The organism is Chryseobacterium sp. 22543 (genome assembly GCF_052044565.1).
In the GTDB taxonomy this organism is placed as follows: domain Bacteria; phylum Bacteroidota; class Bacteroidia; order Flavobacteriales; family Weeksellaceae; genus Chryseobacterium.
Genome location: NZ_JBQENH010000001.1, coordinates 56795 through 78005 on the forward strand (window position 1 = coordinate 56795; position 21211 = coordinate 78005).

Consider the following 21211-nt stretch of genomic DNA (forward strand, 5'->3'; position numbering starts at 1 on the left):
TTCTGTTTGAAAAAATAAAATGACTGACAAAGATGCCAGCCATTTGAAAGTGAATATATAGTTGATAATAATTTTAATCCCAATCGTCGTCGTCATGACCATAACCACGGCCGTGATGTTTAGACTGTTTTTTATAGTATTTCTCCTGATTTTTATAATATTTCTCCTGTTGTTTACGATATTTTTTATAATCGTTTTTATTTCTGCCATAAACAATCACAGGATTTTGACCTCTGTAATATTTCTTTTTAAAAATGATATATTTTTCTCTACCTAGAATTCTTTCCAACTCCGAATAACGGTCGTTTCTCCATCTTCCCGGCTCTACCACATACACTCTGTTCCACGTGTTGTAATCACGATATCGGTCATTGAGTACATAAATCTGGTTTGCCTGTGTTGTAGACAGTAACAGATCGGCAACAACTCTTTGCCAGTTAACATCCGAAATACTCCTTCTGTAATCGTTATAGTAATCTGACTGGGCATAGCTCAAGCTAAATGTTCCAACCAAAAATACTGTTATAAGTAACTTTTTCATTTCATTCCCCTTTTAAATTAAACATAATGGCATAGTCAATTAAAGTGCCAAATCTCAATTGTAAATACTAATATTTGTTAAGAAAAATCATAAACAACTGATTATCTTTGAAATATTTTATACATTTTAATGAAATTATTACCTATTAATCATCCTGAAATGATAATCAGAATACAATTTTATTAAACAAAGGATTTTAGTAAACAAATGACAATCAGTAAATTGTAATTAAATTTTGAATTTTAAAGAATAAATATTGTAAGTTTGGGCTAAAGCCAATGGATGGATCATTTATTGTAGAATGGGTTAAAACCCACCTCTATTGAATTTTAGCGACAACATCTTTTATCTTTTATCTTTTATCTTTTATCTTTTATCTTTTATCTTTTATCTTTTAATCATTATGTTATAAATTTCGTTAAGATTTCTGAAAACTATTATTTCATATTATTTAATTTCGTAATTTTAGTGGAGAGAATGTTTTTTGGGAAATTCTCCAAATTATTTTTTATCAACCAAATCTTACATTATCATGGAAAATATAAAGTTTCAGGTATCACCATATCAGGATGAATTGCAGCTACTTATTGATGGAAAAAAGGCAGGTTATATGTCCATAGAAGTTGATGGAAGACTGCTTATTGTGTATTATACGAAACTTGATGAAGAGCGTGAGGGTAAAGGATACGCCAAACTGTTACTGGATGAGCTGGTACGCTACGCAGAGGAAAAAGATTTGCTTGTAGACCCGGAATGTGATTTTGTGCGACAACAGTTTGAAAACCACCCTGTAAGATATAAAGATATCTGGCATGCCTGATCAATCTTCCCACCAGGCTGTAAATTGCTGTTCATGCTGATTCAGATCTACTACCTCTCCAATCATCGGAGTGAGGATATTCAATCCTTTTTCTTTTCCAAGAGCAGTTATCTTTTGTAAAGGTTCATTCCATGGGTGAAGCGCGAGTGCAAATTTTGCTGCATGAACAGGGATGATACGCTCGGCTTTAAGATCAATACCAGCCTGAATAACATCTTCCGGCAGCGTATGAATATACCTCCATGCTTCTCCATACTGTCCGTTCTCAAGAATAGCATAATCAAAAGGCCCGTATTGTTCGCCGATAGTTTTAAAATGGCTATCATATCCACTGTCTCCACCTAAGAAAATTTTCTTTGTTGGTGTTATCAAAACATAGGAACTCCATAGCGTATCATTCTGTCTGATTCTTCTGCCTGAAAAATGTCTGGCGGGAGTAAAGACAATCTTTATATTATTCTTCAACCTCACTTCAGTTCCCCATTCTTCTTCAATAAGCGAATTTTCAGCATAACCCCATCTTTCTAAATGTGCTCCCACTCCCAAAGGCAAAATAGCCATTTCCGTTCTGTCTTTGATCGATTTTACAGTCGGGTAATCCAGATGGTCAAAATGATCGTGGGTTATTACCAGATAATCAATATTGGGAATATCTTCAGGTTTAAAGATGTCTGATCCTTTGAATGCTTTGTTAAAATATTTAAAAGGTGAACCATATAAACTCAACACAGGATCAATCAGGAAGGAAATACCATCGGTCTGTAGATAATAAGATGAATGCCCCAACCAGATAAATATATCCTGATTTTTGTCTCTGTTTTTTAAATCGGTATGAAGGGATTGAATTTCTTTAAAAGGTTTCAAGAGCGGATCTTTTTTTCCTAAAAAGAAATCGTAAGTCACTTTCGACATTTTGTAGCCTTCTGTAATAGATGGGGTATGGCTAATATTCTGAAACTGTCTTTTTTTATAGAGTTTTGACTGTTTTATACGCTTCAGCCGCTTTCCTTTTGGCACCCCGCCAAACGCCTTCATATTGATCACTATAAAAAAGGTAACTGTCAGAACAGCCACTGTCGTAATAATCCAATAAATCATCTATAGAAAATAAATATCAAATGTATTGACTTTTGCCTTTAAATGAAAATTTATTCAGTTTTAGTACATTTTTTAACTAAATTTATCATGTATTTTGGAAAATTTATTATTCATTTAAGTCATGATTAAATTTAAACTTTCTATTTTAGCATCCTAAAAACTCAGATCTATTGAAAAATTATTCGGTAATATTTCTTCTCGCAATACTTTCGTCTTGTGCCTCTATAAAAAAACACAACGAACAGCGGGCCTCATGTATTCCACCGGAGCAACTCAAAGAGGATGTGAACTTTGCTTATTCAAAATTACAGCAAATGCATCCTCAATTATACTGGTATATTCCCAAGAAGGAATTGGATCATAAATTTGATAGTCTTAAACAGACTCTCACCGAATCTCTTACTCCTCTTCAGTTTTATTTTAAACTTCAGCCTGTCATTGCGGGAATCCGGGAAGGGCATCTTTCATTGAGAATTCCCAGAAAAAAGTTTAACAAAAGAGAATTTAAAAGACTGGAACATCAGAAAGGAATGTTCAGCCGTCTCGAATATTATATATCAGGCGATCAGATGTATATTATTCAAAACAGAGATTCTATTGAGCATATACAACCCGGAACTGAAATTTTATCAATTAATAATGTTCCTGTATCAGATTATATAAAGAAGTACAGAAGTCTGATCAGCAGTGATGGTGATAATACAACTTTCCACCCCTATTTTTTAAAAGACCTTTTCTTTAATTTTTATACTGCAGAGAACGGTTTGGGGAGTAAAGCAACTCTTGAAACACTTTATCAGGGAGAAAAACGAACGTATACTTTAAGCAGGGAAATAAAATCTGATTCCGATCTTGAAAAGGATAAGGAAATGAAGAAAAAGACGCTTGAAAAGAAACTGAACGATTATGTAGTTTCAAGTAATTCTTATAACAGAAGTTTTAAATTCCTGGATAAAGACAGCACTATCGCTTATATAAAGGTACAGAGTTTCTCCCGAGATTATTCTGATGAATTTTATAAAAAAACCTTTGCCAAGATCAATGAGGCCAAAGCTCCCTACCTCATCATAGATGTCCGAAATAACTATGGAGGTTCTCTCTATGAGATCAATAACCTGTACTCCTATTTAGCGGATGCACCTTTTACCCTGATCAAACCTTCCCAGGTAACGTCAAGGGATATTCCACTGCGTACAAATTATTTCAGAAAAAGCAATGCTTTAGAATATGCTCTTAAAAGTATTGCCTATCCAAGTTATTTCTTCGCGCAGGCTTTCAGTACGTATAAAAAAGACGGAAAAGTTTTCTATAAAATGAAAGCTGATAAACCTACAAAACCTAATAAACAGGCTTTCCACGGAAAAGTTTTTGTATTGATCAACGGAGGAAGCTTCTCAGCATCTTCTATTATTACTGCCAAGCTTAAGAATGATAAAAGGGCAACTCTTGTAGGTGAAGAAACCGGTGGCGCTAACGATGGAACTGTTGCAGGTTTCTATTCTTATCAGAAACTTCCTAATTCTAAAATCAGGTTCCCAATCGGATTACTTCTGGTGCAGCCTAATATCAAATTCTCAGACTCTCGGAAAGGTGTTGTTCCCGATGTAGTAGTAACTGAAAGCATGCAGGATATTATTGACAAAAAAGATCCACAACTGGATTGGATAAAAAATGAAATTGCTAAGGAAAAAGACAATAAGGGACAATAATTTATAAAGGTTCGGCGGGCTTTCAGCCCGCCGAACTCTTTTCTATCTTTTCAACTCTTCCAAAAGATTTTCAATATGCTGCATATATCTTCCGTAATACCGGTGAAACCAGAATTTTCCGGCCAGGTAGAGTAAAAATAATCCTCCAATCACAGAACCTATTAAGATCACTGCAATTTTCAGTTCACTCAAAGGTTTTGGCCACGGGATAAATTCCAGAACAATAAGAATCTCACATACCAGAAACGGTGCAAAACTGATGTAGTATGAAAGATAATATTGTTTATTCAGATTCAGCTGCATCACCAGATCTTTCAGAGAATCGTAGGTCTTAGGTGTAGGATTACTGATTTCGTTATACAGTTTAAAGAACTTACTGAAAAAGAAAACGGTAACAATAAGCATGGAAGCAATTAAAACCGTTATATATAATTGCAATTTAAAAGGCCTGCAGACTGAGCAAACCAGAAAAGCAAAAACAAAAATCCCTATTACCCACCAGAATTCCACACGCATATTTTTACGTATTTTTTCAAGGGGAAGATTCAGTTTATTTCTTTGTTCTATACTTATTTCAGGAGTTTCCTCCATAATATCTTCATTCCAGGTATTTTTCAATTCATCGATATTCATTGGATTACTGATTTTAATGTTTGTTGGTTTTTATTTGGCTTAAGATATCTTTAAGTTTGTTTTTTGAGCGGTTCATTTTCACTCTTACATTTCCTTCAGAAATTCCCATCTGCTCTGCAATCTGTTTTCCTGAAAAATTTTCCAGATAGTAGAATATAAAGGCTTTATCAATAGGATTGAGTTGATGAATAGCCTTATACATTTCAGCCAGACGCTCTTCTTTCCGGTAATCATAATCTTCCTGTACAATGATATGATTGGAAAAATCTTCATGGGCAATAAAGCTTCTTCTTTTTTCTGATTTAAGGAAGATAATGGCCGTATTCAAAGCGATCCTGTACAGCCATGTTGAAAATTCGCTTTCCCCTCTGAAACCAGGAAATGCTTTCCAGAGCTGATAGGTAATCTCCTGAAAAAGATCATCCCGATCATCCTTTTCAGTCATGTACATTTTAGAAATCTTAAATAGGATTCCTTTATGCTGTTCAATTTGACTTATAAACTCTTGTTCTAATGAGGTCATGATTTGTTACTCTATAGAGTTAGTTTTCGTTTTAAAAAATTGTTACAGTATTTTCTACAAAAAAAACAGACCGAAAATACATGAAATAGCTCCTGTTGGATTTTAAGTCTTTAAAGATATTTTCCTTACTATTCTGAACAGTTAGTAGAAAAACAATTATAATGTACATAAAAAAAGAACCTTATGTTTCCATATCAGGTTCTTTGTATATAATATAAAGTTCAGTTTCTATTTAAAAATCTAAGAAGTCATCTTTTTCAAGATAATGGTTTAGGGCATCAATAAGTTGAGATGAAGTGATGCCTGCATACTGCCGAAAAGCAAGATCCACCACATCCTGAATATTCTCATCAGAACACATATAGCTCAGTTTATTTTGAAAAACAAAATCGGGTAAGATTTCGTTATCATTTTCACCAATATCCAAAGGATCACCGATAAAAATTTTCATTTCCGGTTCAAATTCATCTTTTGAAGAGTATACCGCATAATTATAATCAGGATCAAAGGATGTCTTCCGATCCTGTTTATTCTTTACAAGCTCAAGAAATTCCTCTATGGGATATACTTGATTTTTGATCTCATCCATATTACATTTTTTACCTCAACGTCTTTAAAGATAGGAAATAAAAGAAAATAGAGCAATTTCTAATTCAACTGGTCTAAAGCTTTCTGCAGTGCTCCTATATCAAGAAAATGAAATTTGGCGCCAACCACGATAATTATTAAAAGTACTGCTGTCAAAAATAAAATGATAAAAATATACATTGAAACAAACCATATAACGGTATTCAGAATATTTCCTTTGATACCCATTTTATTCATGAAAAATTTCTGTGAACGCTCAAACCATGTTTTTTTCTTTTCAGGTCTGGGACTTACCTCAATCTCATTCAGTTCATCTACCAGACGTACCACATCATCAATATACCTTCCGTACATATAATAGATCCAGTATTTTATGATAAAAGCAATCAGGAGCAGAGTGATCAGAAGGCTGATTCCGAAAATAGCCAGATTATATTCCATCTCAAAATGGAAATTAATTCTGATCAGGGAGAGAAGAAACCCAAGAGTAATATAGGACACATAATAGGCTATATAAATTTCTTTCGATATGAGAAGCTGGGTTTTAAGATTGAACAAATCATAATTTGTATTGATGCTATTCTTTTGAAGCAGCTTATACAGTTTCAGAAAACGGGAATAAAAATAGACGATAATAACAATGGTCAGGATGGTGACAAATGCAGATATGATTTTAATATTAGAATCTGAAGAAGCAAACGGAAAATTGGTTAAAAGTAAAGGCAGCGTTACAATCATCAGCCAGAACTCTGTTTTCATATTTACTTTGAGCATCTGTAACGGGGAATGTATTTCCTTCTGTTTTTCAAGAGAAATTTCAGGAGACTCCTGTCCTGTATCTTTATTCCAAAGTTCTTTAAAGTTTTCTAACTCCATCGTTTTATCTTTTAATGAGAACCTGTACTTTGTTTGGTAATGATCTCTTTCAGCTTCTCTTTTGCCCTTTTCAGCTTTACCCTTGTATTGATTTCGGTAATTCCTAACTGAACGGCAATTTCTTTTCCCGAAAAACCCTCCAAAAAGAAAAATATAAGCGCTTTATCAATAGGGCTCAGCTGATGAATGGCTTCATACATCCGTTTCATATTCACATCATCCGTATCATTATAAGGTTCCTGCCGGGCACTCAGCCCATCTACATTCTGATTCTGTATAAAACTACGTTTTTTTTCACTTCGCAGGAAAACAATTGCTGTGTTTAACGCAGTTCTGTACAGCCATGTGGAGAAATCACTCCTCTTTTGAAAATCACCGTATGATTTCCAGGCCTGGTAGATGATCTCCTGATAGAGGTCATTCTGATCGTCCTTATTATCCATATACATTTTAGAGATCTTAAAAACAACACCTTTGTGCTTTTCAATTTTCTCTAAAAATTCTTTTTCCGGTGAAGACATGATTTACACACTGATCCTTAGTTGATATTTCTAAAAAACATCATCTTATTATAACACAAAACTCTAATTTCTGGCATTAAGTTAAAAAAATCCTCAACAAATAAAGAAATTTATTGAGGATTTTTATTTATGTTAAATACAATAGGATCAGAAAATATAATCTGTGCTTAAAAAATTGGAATCATGTTCTCTGACAATCGTGTTGAGTAATTCTTTATTGGAGTCTGTAAGTTTTGCGGCTACCAGAGACCGGATTGAGAATGAACGGAGTGCATCAAAAACAGAAAGCGTTCCTTCTGCACTGTCTTTTCTTCCGGTAAACGGAAAGACATCCGGACCTCTTTGTGCCTGGCAGTTGATATTGACACGGCTTACGAGGTTCACGAATGGATCAATCAGCCTTGCTACTTCCTGAGGATCTTCACTGAAAATACTTACCTGCATCCCGTGTGAAGCATTCACCTGATACTCTATAGGCTCTTCTATGTCTTCAAATGGAACAACAGGAATCACCGGACCAAACTGCTCCTCATGATACAGTTTCATCTCACTGTTTACCGGATAAACTACCGCCGGAAAAACAAAAGATTCATCCGTATAGCCTCCATCTTTATTTAAAACAGTTGCTCCTTTCTGTAAAGCATCATCAATACATTCTTTCAGGTAAGGAGGTTTGTTGACTTCCGGAAGTGGAGTTACTTTTACGTCTTTTTCCCATGGCAATCCTGGTTTCAGAGCAGAAACCGCAGCACTTAGTTTTTCTGTAAATTCTAAAGCAATCTCTTTCTGAACAAATATCAGCTTCAGTGCTGTGCATCGCTGTCCGTTGAAAGAAAGTGCACCTAAAATACATTCGCTCACAGCTACGTCTAAATTTGCATTTTTGGTCACAATAGCTGCATTTTTGGCATCCAGACTCAGAATGGCTCTTAAACGATTCACTTTCGGATGCAGCTTTTTCAATCCGTTAGCCACTTTACTTGATCCGATGAAGGCCAGAACATTCACTTTTCCGCTTTCCATGATTGGCGTGATAATTTCTGATCCTTTTCCATATAATGTGTTTACAGTTCCTTTCGGGAATGCTTCTTTAAAAGCGTTTAATAAAGGATAATGAGCCAGTACACCGTGTTTCGGAAGTTTAAACAGAATGGTGTTTCCCATGATCAAGGCAGGAATCAGTGTGGTAAAAATTTCATTCAGAGGATAATTGAATGGCCCCATACTTAAAACCACTCCAAGTGGTGCTCTTCTGATCTGTGCAATGGTACCTTCTGCCTGTTGAAAGCGGGAAGATTCTCTGTCCAGATCCTTCAGGGCATCAATGGTCTGGTTGATATAATCTACGGTACGGTCAAATTCTTTGGTGGAGTCTGCAAGCGTTTTTCCAATTTCCCACATCAGTAATTTAATGATCAGATCCCTTTGCTGGATCATCAGGTACACGAATTTCTGCATACATTTAATGCGTCCTTCCACAGACATGGTAGGCCATTCCCCAAGACCGTTATCATAGGCTTTTACACAGGCTTCAAGGACATCCATGGCTTCCTTCGGGCCAATATTCGGGATACTTCCCAAAAGTTTTCTTTCTAATCCGTTTTCTGTAGGAATACATACCGGGGAATAAATTTCGGTGACATCTCCGTTCCATTCTACCAGTTCACCATTCAACAAATAAGTTCTCTGGTGGATCACCGGAACTTTATACTCTTCCGGAATTTCATTTTCACTCTTAAAAATGTGATGGAATGATGCTGTATTTTCTGAACTCATAAATCTTTCTATTTTTTTATGTGATAAGCTTCTCCTTCTAAGGAGGTTTTTGTAATATAAAGGTAGAAGTAAAATGTTTTGAAAAAAACAATCTGACAATAGATTTGATCTATTTGAATTAAAATTAATCTCAGCTCCTGAAAAAAGAATAATTTAGCTGAAAAATAAAATTTCATGTTTTCAAAATTAGTTTTCAGTACCCTGTTATTCTTTTCTGCAATAGGCTTTGCACAAAAATCTAAAGCAATCAATACAGTTTTAATGGGAGGAAAAGAAGTACATACTTATACAAAATTACCGGCGCTGAATAAGCCAGCTCCTAAATTTACCCTTACAGATGTGAATATGAATGATCAGACACTGGAATCTTACAAAGGAAAGAATGTGATCTTAAATATCTTTCCCAGTGTAGATACAGGTGTTTGTTCAGCTTCCGTACATCATTTTAATGAAGAGGCAGGGAACCTTCCCAATACAGTAGTCCTTTGTATTTCCAAAGATCTTCCGTTTGCACAGAAAAGATTCTGCGGTGCTGAAGGAATTAAAAATGTAGTGATGCTTTCAGATTTCCGTTCAGACTTTGGGTGGAACTATGGAGTGGAACTGGTAGATTCTGCCATGAAAGGTCTTCTGAGCCGAGCTGTTGTGGTAATAGATCCTTCAGGAAAGATCATCTATGAAGAGCAGGTGGCAGATATTTCTCATGAACCGAATTATGAAGCGGCAATTGCAGCGGTGAAATAATATATATTTATTTGGATATAACACAGGCTCCGGCGATCTTCGATCGCCGGAGTTTTTATTTCTTTCTTTTCTTTTTAGTAGTAATCACTACTACTCCGCCTTTGGCTTTTTCACCAAACTTTGCAGATGCAGAAGCCCCCTTCAGTATATTCATAGTTTTTATAAGATTAGGATCCAGTGTTTTTACTTTTTCATAATCGCTTATTTTTCCATCTACAATATACATAGGCTGATAGATTACTCCGCTTGAAGGAGCCCCACCAATACGTATACTGTTATTATCTTTAGGAGGCTCCCCAACAGATAATCCCGGCAATTTTGTAATGAGTTCTTTTCTTTCCTTTTCTTTGCTGTCTAATAAAGCATTAGCCGGTATTACTGAAACTGAGCCAAGCAATTTTCTGTCTCTCTGAGTACTGAAAACAATTTCCTGTACTTCTTCGGTCTTTAGGGTATCACAGGTTTTATTTTGCTGTGCATGCACACTTACAATTCCTCCCGTTGTCAGCATGGCACCTACCGCAAATTTCACAAAAAGAGAATTGATGTAAGAATAACTCAGATCTCTGTTGAGCTGTGACGGATTAAAATTCCCGCAGATCTCTTCCGAAGTCCCGGAAAAAAAATCTATAATATCATCATCCGGAGCTTTCCTGAAGTCTCGTACTGTTTTGGAACAAACAGCACAGAATCTTCCTTTTTCATCAGGGGTCATTGTATTCCAGTTTTCATGACAGGGTTTGGGTATTGTGATTTTCATAGGATCTCTTTTCTTCTAAAGATGTACTAATGACAGAAAAGGTTGGAAAGAGTTGTGAAATTTTCTAATATTTTAATTTTGTTGAAAAATCGTAAAGCTTTTTCAAATTTTTAATCTCTATTAAGATTCCTGCGGAATGACAAAGAGGACGCTAAAAAGTTTTCCGATAATTGTGTGAGTAAGATTGATCCTTTAAAAACACATTAAAATATACACCATGTTTGCCATTCAGAGCGAAACAAAGTGAAGCGTGGAATCTAAAACTACTTGATAAAGCAGAGATTCCTGCGGAATGACAAACTGTGTGGATAATCTAAGCGCTCTTTTGTCTTTCCGAAGGAATCTAAACTCTTATTGCAACAAGAAACAAAAAACCTGCTTTACAGCAGGTTTTCTTTATATCTAAAATATTTTACAGTAAATTTTCATCTACAAGGTTCGGAAGAGTCACTTTCAGATTAGGTTCGGCTTCCATCGCTCTTTTAATAGCGAAAACAGCGCCTTCATTTCTTGCCCAGCTTCTTCTTGAGATTCCATTGTTTACGTCCCAGAAAAGCATAGACTTCAATCTTCTATCGGCATCATCGCTTCCGTCCAACAGCATTCCGAAACCACCGTTGATCACTTCTCCCCAGCCTACTCCACCACCATTGTGAATGGAAACCCAGGTTGCCCCACGGAAACTGTCACCAATCACATTGTGAATGGCCATATCCGCAGTAAATCTTGATCCGTCATAGATATTGGAAGTTTCTCTGTAAGGAGAATCTGTACCCGAAACATCATGATGGTCTCTTCCTAAAACCACAGGTCCTATTTCTCCGTTTTTAATGGCTTTATTGAAGGCTTCTGCAATTTTCATTCTTCCTTCAGCATCTGCATAAAGGATTCTCGCCTGTGAACCTACTACCAGTTTATTTTCCTGTGCTCCCTTGATCCACTGGATGTTGTCTTTCATCTGCTGCTGGATCTCTTCAGGAGAGTTTTTTACCATTTCTTCCAATACTGCACATGCAATATTATCCGTTTTCTGAAGATCTTCCGGATTTCCACTGGAACATACCCAACGGAACGGTCCGAAACCATAATCAAAGCACATAGGTCCCATGATATCCTGTACATAACTCGGATATTTGAATTCTCTTCCCAATGTCGGATTTTCTGCCATTACATCAGCTCCGGCTCTGGAAGCTTCCAATAAAAAGGCATTTCCATAATCGAAAAAGTAGGTTCCTTTTGCTGTATGTTTGTTTATGGCTGCCGCATGTCTTCTTAATGTTTCCTGAACTTTTTCTTTGAATAACTCAGGATTTTCAGCCATCATAATATTAGATTCTTCGAATGTTTGGCCTACCGGATAGTAACCACCAGCCCATGGATTGTGAAGTGAAGTCTGATCTGAACCGATGTCAATTCTTAAATCTTCCTGATCGAATTTCTCCCAAACATCAACAATATTTCCAAGGTAAGCCAAAGAAACGGTTTCTTTGTCAGCCTGTGCTTCCCTTACTCTTTTCACCAATGAATCAAGATCTTCATAGATCTCATTCACCCATTTCTGATCATGACGGATTTTGGTGATTTTCGGGTTTACTTCTGCACATACAGTAATGCAACCAGCAATATTACCAGCTTTTGGCTGAGCTCCACTCATTCCTCCTAATCCTGAAGTCACGAAAAGCCCTCCTTTAGGGTCTTTTTTTATTTTTCTGAAAGCATTCAACGCTGTAATGGTTGTCCCGTGAACAATTCCCTGCGGGCCAATATACATATAACTTCCTGCCGTCATCTGTCCGTATTGAGTAACACCCAATGCATTGAACTTCTCCCAATCATCCGATTTTGAATAGTTCGGGATCATCATTCCATTGGTTACAACCACTCTTGGTGCGTCTTTATGAGACGGGAACAGCCCCATTGGGTGTCCTGAATACATCACCAATGTCTGCTCGTTGCTCATTTCCGAAAGATATTTCATGGTCAGCAGATACTGAGCCCAGTTGGAGAATACAGCTCCGTTTCCACCGTAAGTGATCAATTCATGAGGATGCTGTGCTACTGCATAATCCAGGTTATTCTGAATCATCAGCATGATCGCTTTTGCCTGCTCAGATTGTCCCGGATAATCTGTGATAGGTCTCGCCTTCATTTCATAGTCCGGACGGAAGCGGTACATATAAATTCTTCCGTAATCTTCCAGTTCCTGCTTAAATTCAGGAATCAGTTCTGCATGAAACTGAGGATCAAAATAACGTAGTGCATTCTTCAATGCCAGTTTTTTCTCTTCCTCCCCCAGGATTTCTTTACGCTTTGGAGCATGGTTGATATTGGTCTCGTATGGTTTTGGTTGTGGCAGCTGATTAGGAATCCCCTGCTGTATCTGTTCTTGAAATGTCATATTGCTATTTAAAGGTCTATGTTGAAACAATGTTTGAAGTTTTAAAGATATTCAAATTAGAAAATATAGGCAAGTGAAAGGATGAAAATGGCTTCAGCTTATGGTTTATACAAAATTATCGAATCCGGATATTAATCACAATCTCCTATTAAATACTATATTTGAATAAACGAACTTCAATTCCCCTCCTCCGGAGGGGTGGATTTCAAAGTGCGAGCTTTGAAAGACGGGGTGGTTTAAAACACAACAATGAAAGAAATCCTCACCATCATCAACGGAATTCCGATCCGCAGGAATTTCGTTGAGAACCTGTCCTACAACCCCTATTTAAAAATATTATTAAAAGAAAAACGTAAAGCCCGGATCTTGGGTGAAGTGATCTTTTGGAGAAAAGTCCGTGCTAAAAATTTTCATACAATTGATTTTGACAGACAAAGAATTATTGGAAATTATATTGTTGATTTCTATGTAAAAAATTTGGGTCTTATCATTGAGATTGACGGTTCAAGCCATGATAAGAAAGAAGTTTATGATGGGATAAGGGAGGAATATCTTGAGTCATTAGGACTGCTTATTTTCAGAATTACAGATTTTGATGTGAGGAATCATCTGAGTGTGGTGATGAAGGAGCTGGAGGATTTTATTGTGCTGTACTATGGAACCACCCCGTCTTCAAAAATTCTTTGAATTTTGAATCCACCCCTCCAAGAGAGGGGAATTGTCTTACTAAAAGAAGTCGTTATTCAACATAAAAAACCTCACTGAAATTCAGCAAGGCTAGTCTGTTATCATCAAAGTTTAGGTTAAAACATCATCATTTTCTTCTTCATGGTCATCTTCATTATCGCTGAGACTCCAGTAGTTGTTCTCTTCATCTTCTTCCCCTATTTCTTCCATTTCATCATCGTCATCGGCTCCTGGAATATCTAAGCCTTTATCTATTTTATCCTCATCAAAATCTTCATCTAAAATAGGATTGCCGTCTCCATCAAGCGAAATATGCTTTTCTCTCTTAAATATATCTTCATTAGGGTTATAATCCATCTGTTCTAACCTCTTGTTCTGTTGATTAATATTTTTCTCTGGTGCCATGATGTTTAAGATTTTAGGTTTATATAATCAGAACAAAAATAATTCCAAGTTATAATGAATGGGCAGAATAAACGTCAGGATTTGCACAATACGGCATTTTTTCATTTTTCGAAAAAGCGATGATATTTCCTGCAGCCAGTCTTGCCATCCCGTTTCGGGCTTCAATAGTGGCAGAACCAATGTGTGGCAAGATACAAACACTTGAAAGTTCAAGAATAGGATCGTCTGTTGACATAGGTTCCGGGTTGGTAACATCAAGACCCGCTCCCCAGATTTTCTGATCAACCAACGCCTGGTACAAATCTTTCTGATTGTGGAAACCACCTCTGGCGGTATTGATGAAAATAGCATCCGGCTTCATCTGTTCAAATATAGACTCATTGAATAATTCTTTATGTTCAGGAGTAAAATTGGCATGAACACTCAATACATCCGAGTTTTTGATCAGCTCTTCAAAAGAAACATAAGCTGCTCCCAATTCCTGTTCCGCTTCTTCATTATGATGACGGTTGTGATAAATGATATTCATTCCAAAAGCTTTCTTAGATTTCTCAGCCATTTCATAACCGATACGACCAAGTCCAAAAATCCCCAGGGTTTTCCCATAAAGCTCCTGTCCTAAGGCATGCAAAGGATCAAATGTACCCCAGCTTCCATCTTTTACTTTCCGGAAATTGAAGCTTGCTCTTCTCGCTACGGACTGCATGAGTAAAAAAGCAACGTCTGAAGTTGCCCTGCTCAAAACATCAGGAGTATTGCCCACCGGAATATTCCTTTGGGTAGCTTCTTTGATATCTACATGATCAAACCCCACAGAATATAAAGCAATGGCTTTCACATTGGGGCAGGCTTCAAAGAAATTCTTGTCATATTTAAATTCTGCGCCAATACTTAAAATAGTATCGGTATTTTTACAGTAATTCAGCCATTCTTTATAAGAAAGGTTTTCTTTTTCAGCAACTGTAATTTCCAGTCCTGCTTCTTCCAGCATTTTAATTCCTGTTTCGGGAATTTTTTTATTGATAAAGACTTTCATCGTTATGGATTAATGATTCTAAATAAAAAACCTCACTCGCAAAAAGTAAGGTTCCTGAACTTTAATATTAAAAATTATTTCTTTTCATATGAACGGTCATTGTTCTTCTCCCAGGCTTCAGAAGCAATTTCCTGAATTTCTGTCCAAACTTCTTTCGCAGATTTCTGAGCTTGTGTCATAAATCCCTGTTTGGTCGCTTCCTGATTCCTGCTTTTCATGTCATGAATGTAATCTTTTACCTGCTGGGAATAACTTTCTGCGTTATATCCCGGATTATTATTCAGGTTTTTCTGAAGATTACTAAAATCATGTGATGCTTTGAATCTGTTCGTATCCATAATAATAGATTTTAGTGATTGGGTTCTCATATGAGTCCAATTTTCATTCCGAAATGAGTTAAAATATTTTAAATTTTGGCTAAGCCGATAGAATGTATGTTGATAAAAAAACGGACTCCCTTCGTCTCCGCTCAGGATGATAGTCCGTTCCTATTGATAAGATTGGTATTCGATGGAACTGGTCTCAAACACCAGTTCTTCTACCAATTCCGTTATTATTGGTTGGTATTTCCAAGCATCGGCACAAATTTATAAGCCCCGAATTCTTCTTTTTCAAATTCTGTAGGGCCTACTTTTGTAAATCGGTATAAAACCTGTTCATCTGTTGGGCCCAATGGAATCACCATTATTCCTCCGACATTCAGTTGTTTCAAAAGTTCTGTCGGTAATGTGGAAGCTCCACACGTTACGATTATTTTATCAAAAGGAGCAAAAGTAGGAAGCCCGGCAAAACCATCTCCAAAACTTTGGAATTTTGGAAACAAATGAAGCTCTCTGAGCTTCTTTTTAGAAAAATCAAACAGATCTTTCTGTCTTTCAACGGTGTATACATGAGCTTTCATCGCCATCAGAACAGCAGTCTGGTATCCACATCCTGTTCCGATTTCCAGTATTTTTTCACCTGGTTTCACCTTCAACAGTTCAGACTGTTCTGCTACCGTGGAAGGATGGGAAATGGTTTGATGTGCGAGAATGGGAAATGCTCTGTCTTCATAGGCAAAGTCTTCAAAAATACTTTCGATAAAAAGGTGTCTCGGAACTTCACTCATCGCCCGAAGTACATTTTCATCCGAAATTCCAATTCTCTGTCGAAGATATTCAACTAAAATCTTTCTTTTTCCTTTATGTACAAACGAATCCTGCATTTGACAAAAGTAAGAAATTAGAAATTAGATTTTACAAATTGGAGAAAAGAATTATCCACAAAAAAGGAGCAATCAAAAAAATGACTGCTTTATTTTTGTTTCTTAATTCCATTTTATAGGATAAGGTCCGTAAAACGCGCTAAAGGTATTATCAGCACATCTTTTTCTGACGAAAAAGTTATAGTTCTGGGTTTTACTTAGTCCTGTATAGATGGCTTTTTGACCTGCAATTGTTAACTGTCCACTCGCAGGAGGTGCCGAACTTATCGTTAAAACAGTTTCATATGCAGAAACACCATCATTATCCCAGGATACTGTAGCATCAAAAGTAGAAGAAAGCGTGGAGGAAGTCGTTTTGGTATACGTTGCATACGCTGGCTGTACACAAGTTGTCGTACTACTTGCCAAAACAGTAATAGGTCCCGCCCAGTTGCTCCGGCCATTGTCTATTCCGCAGTTTTTTCTTACGTAAAGGTCATATTTATTATTCTTATACAATGGAAGACTATAGGAATTCTTATAGGTTACAACTGTGGTTCCATTTCCTAAAGTAAAACCTTGCTCTCCATACTGTATTTCATAATATCCTTCGCCCTGGCTAATCATATTCCAGGAAAGCTGGTTACTTCCTTTTTCAAATATCAGATTTTCTGGAGTTCCACATTTAGCCTGCGGGTCATATGGACTATCTCCTATACATCCGGCAGTACATAATCCTAAGATGAGTAATATCGAAATTATTCTTTTCATCGTTATTTTTCTGACCGTGAATTTACTGTAATTTCTTTAATGAATACATGCGTTCAAACTTAAATATTTCCAAGTGAAAAGTCATGTATTTTATAAATGTACATTCACTATCTTTACAAAAATTTAATACAGCTATGTTAAAAGCAGGTTTGGTAGGTGCCGGACACTTGGGGAAAATACATTTAAAACTTCTTAATCAATCAGATAGATATGAATTTGTAGGTTTCCATGATAAAGATATTGAAAACGGAAAGAAATTAGAAGCCGAATTCGGATATAAATATTTTGAAAATTTTGATGAATTGCTTGAGCAGATTGACATGCTTGATATTGTCACTCCCACAGTTTACCATTATGATTATGCTTTAAAAGCCATTGAAAAAGGGCTGCATTTCTTTATTGAAAAACCGGTAACCCAGACTCTTGAGCAGGCAGAAGAAATTTTACGTTTATGCCAGGAAAAAGGAATTAAAGCACAGGTAGGACACGTTGAGAGATACAATCCTGCTTTTATTGCCACTAAGGAATATATCAGCAATCCGATGTTTATTGAAATTCACAGACTGGCAGAATTCAATCCCCGCGGGACAGACGTTTCTGTAGTACTGGACCTTATGATCCATGATCTGGATATTCTATTGAGCATGGCTAAATCTAAGGTTAAAAACATTCACGCAAGCGGTGTTTGTGTGGTAAGCAAGACTCCGGATATCGCCAATGCAAGGATAGAGTTTGAAAACGGATGTGTTGCCAATCTTACGACTTCCAGAATTTCTATGAAGGCGATGAGAAAAAGCAGATTCTTCCAGAAAGATGCTTATATCTCTGTAGACTTCCTTGAGAAAAAGGCCGAAGTGATCAGAATGAAAGATGCTCCTGAAAACCCTACTCCATTTGATATGATCATTGAAAATGCAGATGGAGAAAAGAATCAGATCTTGTTTGAATACCCAAATATTCAGTCCAACAATGCTATTTTGGATGAGTTAAATTCTTTCGCAGATGCCATCACCAGTGGTAAAAATGTAGAGGTTTCTCTTGAAGACGGAACTGAAGCATTGAAAATTGCTTTGCAAATCATGAAGCTGATCACCTAAAAATATGCTGTTTTTATCACAGCCATACATATAGTGCTATCTTATATTCGAAAAATGATTATGAGGTAGCATTTTTAGTTTTCAAATAGGCCATTACATTTATCAGGATCTTTAAACTTTAATATTTTTTTCGTTAAAAATTACTGATTTATCAATAAAAAATCCTTTTCAAAACAAAAAAACAATATATTTGAAGAACAATTCAATACAATATTGAAAGATTTTGTTTTACATATATGGATATATGACCCCATAAATGATCTGAATACAGATTCATTTTGTAATGTCGTCATTCATTATAACCTCTAATTATCCTATTATTTTAAACCATTGAAACCATTATGAAAAGAGCTATTGTAATATCCGTACTTTTATTGTCTCAATTTGGGACATCACAATTATTAAAGACTTCAGGACAGAAAATCGTTAATGATAAAGGTGAAAATATCCAATTGAGAGGCCTGGGCCCGGGCGGCTGGATGCTTCAGGAAGGATACATGCTGAAAACAGCTGACTTTGCCGGCCCTCAGTATAAGATTAAGGAAAAAATTGCGGATTTAGTTGGTGAAGACGGAATGAATGAATTCTACAAAGCTTATCTGAAAAACGGAATCACCAAACAGGATATTGATTTTCTGGCAAAATCCGGATTCAATTCAATACGCCTTCCCATGCATTATAATCTTTACACACTTCCGATTGAAAAAGAACCTGTAAAAGGAAAAGATACATGGCTGGAAGAGGGTTTTAAAATGACCGATGACCTGCTTCAATGGTGTGCCGTTAATAAAATCTACCTCATCCTGGATCTTCATGCTGCTCCGGGCGGACAGGGAAATGATGTCAATATTTCTGATAATGATAAGTCTAAACCTTCACTTTGGGCCAATGAAGAAAATCAGAGAAAAACCATAGCATTCTGGAAAAAACTGGCTGAACGATATAAAGACAGCCCATGGATTGGCGGCTACGACCTGATTAATGAGCCTAATATTAATTTCACAGGTAAAAACCCTAATGGTACAGATGAAATGTCTAATGCCCCGCTTTGGAAACTTCAGAAGGATATTACAGCAGCAATCAGAGAGGTTGATAAAAAGCATATAATTTTCATTGAAGGAAACGGCTGGGGGAATAATTATAACGGGCTGCCGGCTATCTGGGACAACAATATGGCTTTCAGCTTCCATAAATACTGGAACTACAATGATGATCAAACACTGAAATTTGCACTGGATCTCAGAGAAAAGCATAATATGCCTATCTGGCTGGGTGAAACAGGTGAAAATTCCAATGTTTGGTTTACTGAGCTAATCCAACTTTTGGATAAACATAATATCGGGTATGCATTCTGGCCGATGAAAAAGATTGATAATATTGCAGGAATTACCAATGTCAGGATCACACCTGAATATGAAAAACTACTGGATTACTGGAAAAACGGTGGTGAAAAACCGTCTAAAGAGTATGCAAAAAAAGCTTTACTACAGATTGCTGACAACTATAAACTGAGCAATACAGAAGTCAAAAAAGATGTTATTGATGCGATGTTCAGGCAGACAACTGATGCTTCAACAAAACCTTTTAAAAATCATCAGGTTCCGGGAAGGATATTTGCTTCAGAATATGATCTGGGTAAAATGGGTTCTGCCTATCTGGATAAAGATTTCATTAATCTATGGGTAAGTGACCCTGCCAAAAGATCAGAATGGAACTCCGGACAGCAGATGAGAAATGACGGTGTAGACATTTATAAGTGTAATGATCAAATCACCAATCAGTATTATGTGGGGAAAACAGAATCCGGGGAATGGCTCCAGTATACTGTTCAGTCAAAAGGAGACAAAAATTATACATTTGACATCCGCTATGCGGCAGCCAGTGATTCAAAAATAAGGATTGAGACAGCTTCCGGAAAAGTTTTAGCTACCATATTATTAGCTTCCAGTGGAGGAAATGAGAACTGGAAAACGGCTTCTGTTAAAAACATCAGCCTTCAGAAGGGGGAAAACAAGATCAGAATATTCTTTGAAAATGATGGGGTCAATCTGAATTATTTTGAAGTAAAATAGTAATAAATATCTTAAATTGCAGCTCTCTTTTGGTCTTCAAAGGAGAGCTTTTTAATTTCGGTATTATGAAAAAAACAGCATTTCTTTTTCTTCTGATTTCTGCATTTACATTTGCTCAGACATCGCTATTGGAACAAAAAATACATTCAATTCTTAAAAACAAAAAAGCAACAGTGGGAGTTGCTGTTCTGGGTTTTGAAAATGGTTTTACCTATGATAAAAATGCAGATAAGAATCTTCCGATGCAAAGTGTCTTCAAATTCCACATTGCAGCTGCAGTTCTGAATGCTGTAGATCAGGGAAAGCTTTCGTTAGATCAGAAAATTGTACTGAACAAATCAAATTTACTTGAAAATACATGGTCGCCGTTTCGTGATAAGTATCCGGGAGGCAATGTTGAAGTTCCGTTAAGTGAAGTGATTGAATATACTGTTGCCAAAAGTGATAATAATGGCTGCGATATTCTTCTTAAGTTATTGGGAGGAACCCAGCCCGTACAAAAATTCATGGATTCCAAAGGGGTGAAGGGTTTTCAGATCAAATATAATGAAGAGGGAATGCATAAAGACTGGAAGGCTCAGTATGAAAATTATAGCACTACAAAATCTGCAGTTCATGTCCTGAAAAAGTTTTATGATGGAAAATTATTATCAAAAAAATCAACAGATTATCTGATGCAGGTAATGCTGTCTACTTCAACAGGATTAAACAAAATGGTAGAACAACTTCCAAAAAACACTCCTGTGGCCAGAAAAACGGGAGCTTCCGGAAAAAATAAGGCTGGTTTAACAGGGGCGGAAAATGAAATTGGCATCGTTACTTTACCAAATGGGACACATTATGCATTAGCTGTATTTGTCAGTAACTCAATGGAAACGGATGCGGTAAACTGCAGGATGATTTCTGATATTTCTAAGGAGGTTTGGGAATATTTTAATAAATAAAATTTTAAGCTTATTTTTAAAGCGATTTT

Annotated in this window: 22 protein-coding genes; 7 read left to right on the forward strand and 15 right to left on the reverse strand. The window is 36.4% G+C overall.

What is annotated here, in order from left to right:
- Positions 1 to 73 precede the first annotated feature (73 nt).
- Entirely contained in the window at positions 74 to 541 is a 468-nt protein-coding gene (locus tag ACTJIP_RS00325; RefSeq protein WP_440703938.1) for a hypothetical protein, read from the reverse strand.
- 532 nt (positions 542 to 1073) lie between these two features.
- On the opposite strand from ACTJIP_RS00325, the gene ACTJIP_RS00330 reads away from it, so the two are divergent.
- Complete coding sequence (locus ACTJIP_RS00330; RefSeq protein ID WP_047385514.1) at positions 1074 to 1361, forward strand: GNAT family N-acetyltransferase; 288 nt, start codon at positions 1074 to 1076, stop codon at positions 1359 to 1361.
- Here the strand turns inward: ACTJIP_RS00330 and ACTJIP_RS00335 are convergent, their stop codons facing one another.
- Complete coding sequence (locus ACTJIP_RS00335; RefSeq protein ID WP_077416458.1) at positions 1362 to 2459, reverse strand: MBL fold metallo-hydrolase; 1098 nt, start codon at positions 2457 to 2459, stop codon at positions 1362 to 1364.
- A 314-nt stretch (positions 2460 to 2773) separates the two neighbouring features.
- Here ACTJIP_RS00335 and ACTJIP_RS00340 point away from each other — a divergent pair, with 314 nt between their 5' ends.
- Positions 2774 to 4168: a S41 family peptidase gene (locus ACTJIP_RS00340; RefSeq protein WP_440703939.1), complete on the forward strand. Its 1395-nt coding sequence runs from the start codon at positions 2774 to 2776 to the stop codon at positions 4166 to 4168.
- A gap of 42 nt (positions 4169 to 4210) precedes the next feature.
- On the opposite strand, the gene ACTJIP_RS00345 is transcribed toward ACTJIP_RS00340, so the two are convergent.
- From ACTJIP_RS00345 to ACTJIP_RS00370, 6 genes are all read right to left on the reverse strand, one after another.
- Complete coding sequence (locus tag ACTJIP_RS00345) at positions 4211 to 4801, reverse strand: hypothetical protein (protein ID WP_440703940.1); 591 nt, start codon at positions 4799 to 4801, stop codon at positions 4211 to 4213.
- Positions 4802 to 4814: 13 nt separating this feature from the next.
- Positions 4815 to 5324, reverse strand: coding sequence for an RNA polymerase sigma factor (locus tag ACTJIP_RS00350; RefSeq protein WP_440703941.1), 510 nt, complete (start codon positions 5322 to 5324; stop codon positions 4815 to 4817).
- A gap of 232 nt (positions 5325 to 5556) precedes the next feature.
- Positions 5557 to 5913 (reverse strand): DUF7716 domain-containing protein, encoded by a 357-nt coding sequence (locus tag ACTJIP_RS00355; protein WP_077416451.1) that lies wholly within the window; start codon positions 5911 to 5913, stop codon positions 5557 to 5559.
- Positions 5914 to 5972: 59 nt separating this feature from the next.
- Positions 5973 to 6788: a hypothetical protein gene (locus ACTJIP_RS00360; protein ID WP_440703942.1), complete on the reverse strand. Its 816-nt coding sequence runs from the start codon at positions 6786 to 6788 to the stop codon at positions 5973 to 5975.
- Positions 6789 to 6799: 11 nt separating this feature from the next.
- Positions 6800 to 7309, reverse strand: a complete 510-nt coding sequence (locus ACTJIP_RS00365; RefSeq protein ID WP_219072882.1) for an RNA polymerase sigma factor — start codon at positions 7307 to 7309, stop codon at positions 6800 to 6802.
- 147 nt (positions 7310 to 7456) lie between these two features.
- Entirely contained in the window at positions 7457 to 9085 is a 1629-nt protein-coding gene (locus tag ACTJIP_RS00370; protein ID WP_440703943.1) for an NADP-dependent glyceraldehyde-3-phosphate dehydrogenase, read from the reverse strand.
- 174 nt (positions 9086 to 9259) lie between these two features.
- Here ACTJIP_RS00370 and tpx point away from each other — a divergent pair, with 174 nt between their 5' ends.
- Positions 9260 to 9829 carry a thiol peroxidase gene (gene tpx, locus ACTJIP_RS00375; RefSeq protein WP_440703944.1) on the forward strand — a complete coding sequence of 190 codons (570 nt, stop codon included), beginning with the start codon at positions 9260 to 9262 and terminating at the stop codon, positions 9827 to 9829.
- Between the two features lie 55 nt (positions 9830 to 9884).
- Here tpx and ACTJIP_RS00380 read toward each other — a convergent pair whose 3' ends face one another.
- Both ACTJIP_RS00380 and ACTJIP_RS00385 read right to left on the reverse strand, forming a co-directional pair.
- Positions 9885 to 10589: a TonB-dependent receptor plug domain-containing protein gene (locus ACTJIP_RS00380; protein WP_077416442.1), complete on the reverse strand. Its 705-nt coding sequence runs from the start codon at positions 10587 to 10589 to the stop codon at positions 9885 to 9887.
- Positions 10590 to 11001: 412 nt separating this feature from the next.
- Complete coding sequence (locus tag ACTJIP_RS00385) at positions 11002 to 12987, reverse strand: urocanate hydratase (RefSeq protein WP_440703945.1); 1986 nt, start codon at positions 12985 to 12987, stop codon at positions 11002 to 11004.
- A gap of 249 nt (positions 12988 to 13236) precedes the next feature.
- Here ACTJIP_RS00385 and ACTJIP_RS00390 point away from each other — a divergent pair, with 249 nt between their 5' ends.
- Positions 13237 to 13674 (forward strand): endonuclease domain-containing protein, encoded by a 438-nt coding sequence (locus ACTJIP_RS00390; RefSeq protein WP_440703946.1) that lies wholly within the window; start codon positions 13237 to 13239, stop codon positions 13672 to 13674.
- 111 nt (positions 13675 to 13785) lie between these two features.
- Here ACTJIP_RS00390 and ACTJIP_RS00395 read toward each other — a convergent pair whose 3' ends face one another.
- From ACTJIP_RS00395 to ACTJIP_RS00415, 5 genes are all read right to left on the reverse strand, one after another.
- Positions 13786 to 14079, reverse strand: coding sequence for a hypothetical protein (locus ACTJIP_RS00395; protein ID WP_077416437.1), 294 nt, complete (start codon positions 14077 to 14079; stop codon positions 13786 to 13788).
- Positions 14080 to 14128: 49 nt separating this feature from the next.
- Positions 14129 to 15115: a 2-hydroxyacid dehydrogenase gene (locus ACTJIP_RS00400; protein WP_428168437.1), complete on the reverse strand. Its 987-nt coding sequence runs from the start codon at positions 15113 to 15115 to the stop codon at positions 14129 to 14131.
- Positions 15116 to 15189: 74 nt separating this feature from the next.
- On the reverse strand, positions 15190 to 15453 hold the full coding sequence (locus tag ACTJIP_RS00405; RefSeq protein WP_077418015.1) for a prevent-host-death protein: 264 nt from the start codon (positions 15451 to 15453) through the stop codon (positions 15190 to 15192).
- Between the two features lie 215 nt (positions 15454 to 15668).
- A complete protein-coding gene (locus ACTJIP_RS00410; RefSeq protein WP_077416433.1) occupies positions 15669 to 16319 on the reverse strand; it encodes a protein-L-isoaspartate(D-aspartate) O-methyltransferase in 651 nt (216 codons plus the stop codon).
- Between the two features lie 102 nt (positions 16320 to 16421).
- On the reverse strand, positions 16422 to 17069 hold the full coding sequence (locus ACTJIP_RS00415; protein WP_180564004.1) for a hypothetical protein: 648 nt from the start codon (positions 17067 to 17069) through the stop codon (positions 16422 to 16424).
- Between the two features lie 134 nt (positions 17070 to 17203).
- Between ACTJIP_RS00415 and ACTJIP_RS00420 the strand changes: the two genes are divergently transcribed.
- The 3 genes from ACTJIP_RS00420 (at position 17204) to bla-A (ending at position 21182) form a co-directional block, all read left to right on the forward strand.
- Entirely contained in the window at positions 17204 to 18166 is a 963-nt protein-coding gene (locus ACTJIP_RS00420; RefSeq protein WP_219072887.1) for a Gfo/Idh/MocA family protein, read from the forward strand.
- A 341-nt stretch (positions 18167 to 18507) separates the two neighbouring features.
- Positions 18508 to 20238, forward strand: coding sequence for a cellulase family glycosylhydrolase (locus tag ACTJIP_RS00425; protein WP_440703947.1), 1731 nt, complete (start codon positions 18508 to 18510; stop codon positions 20236 to 20238).
- Positions 20239 to 20303: 65 nt separating this feature from the next.
- Positions 20304 to 21182 (forward strand): CGA/CIA family class A beta-lactamase, encoded by an 879-nt coding sequence (gene bla-A, locus ACTJIP_RS00430; protein ID WP_440703948.1) that lies wholly within the window; start codon positions 20304 to 20306, stop codon positions 21180 to 21182.
- Positions 21183 to 21211: the final 29 nt, after the last annotated feature.

Coding starts and splice junctions, on each gene's coding strand:
- ACTJIP_RS00325 (WP_440703938.1), bottom strand. CDS start 541: ATGAAAAAGTTACTTATAACAGTATTTTTGGTTGGAACATTTAGCTTG.
- ACTJIP_RS00330 (WP_047385514.1), top strand. CDS start 1,074: ATGGAAAATATAAAGTTTCAGGTATCACCATATCAGGATGAATTGCAG.
- ACTJIP_RS00335 (WP_077416458.1), bottom strand. CDS start 2,459: ATGATTTATTGGATTATTACGACAGTGGCTGTTCTGACAGTTACCTTT.
- ACTJIP_RS00340 (WP_440703939.1), top strand. CDS start 2,774: ATGCATCCTCAATTATACTGGTATATTCCCAAGAAGGAATTGGATCAT.
- ACTJIP_RS00345 (WP_440703940.1), bottom strand. CDS start 4,801: ATGAATATCGATGAATTGAAAAATACCTGGAATGAAGATATTATGGAG.
- ACTJIP_RS00350 (WP_440703941.1), bottom strand. CDS start 5,324: ATGACCTCATTAGAACAAGAGTTTATAAGTCAAATTGAACAGCATAAA.
- ACTJIP_RS00355 (WP_077416451.1), bottom strand. CDS start 5,913: ATGGATGAGATCAAAAATCAAGTATATCCCATAGAGGAATTTCTTGAG.
- ACTJIP_RS00360 (WP_440703942.1), bottom strand. CDS start 6,788: ATGGAGTTAGAAAACTTTAAAGAACTTTGGAATAAAGATACAGGACAG.
- ACTJIP_RS00365 (WP_219072882.1), bottom strand. CDS start 7,309: ATGTCTTCACCGGAAAAAGAATTTTTAGAGAAAATTGAAAAGCACAAA.
- ACTJIP_RS00370 (WP_440703943.1), bottom strand. CDS start 9,085: ATGAGTTCAGAAAATACAGCATCATTCCATCACATTTTTAAGAGTGAA.
- tpx (WP_440703944.1), top strand. CDS start 9,260: ATGTTTTCAAAATTAGTTTTCAGTACCCTGTTATTCTTTTCTGCAATA.
- ACTJIP_RS00380 (WP_077416442.1), bottom strand. CDS start 10,589: ATGAAAATCACAATACCCAAACCCTGTCATGAAAACTGGAATACAATG.
- ACTJIP_RS00385 (WP_440703945.1), bottom strand. CDS start 12,987: ATGACATTTCAAGAACAGATACAGCAGGGGATTCCTAATCAGCTGCCA.
- ACTJIP_RS00390 (WP_440703946.1), top strand. CDS start 13,237: ATGAAAGAAATCCTCACCATCATCAACGGAATTCCGATCCGCAGGAAT.
- ACTJIP_RS00395 (WP_077416437.1), bottom strand. CDS start 14,079: ATGGCACCAGAGAAAAATATTAATCAACAGAACAAGAGGTTAGAACAG.
- ACTJIP_RS00400 (WP_428168437.1), bottom strand. CDS start 15,115: ATGAAAGTCTTTATCAATAAAAAAATTCCCGAAACAGGAATTAAAATG.
- ACTJIP_RS00405 (WP_077418015.1), bottom strand. CDS start 15,453: ATGGATACGAACAGATTCAAAGCATCACATGATTTTAGTAATCTTCAG.
- ACTJIP_RS00410 (WP_077416433.1), bottom strand. CDS start 16,319: ATGCAGGATTCGTTTGTACATAAAGGAAAAAGAAAGATTTTAGTTGAA.
- ACTJIP_RS00415 (WP_180564004.1), bottom strand. CDS start 17,069: ATGAAAAGAATAATTTCGATATTACTCATCTTAGGATTATGTACTGCC.
- ACTJIP_RS00420 (WP_219072887.1), top strand. CDS start 17,204: ATGTTAAAAGCAGGTTTGGTAGGTGCCGGACACTTGGGGAAAATACAT.
- ACTJIP_RS00425 (WP_440703947.1), top strand. CDS start 18,508: ATGAAAAGAGCTATTGTAATATCCGTACTTTTATTGTCTCAATTTGGG.
- bla-A (WP_440703948.1), top strand. CDS start 20,304: ATGAAAAAAACAGCATTTCTTTTTCTTCTGATTTCTGCATTTACATTT.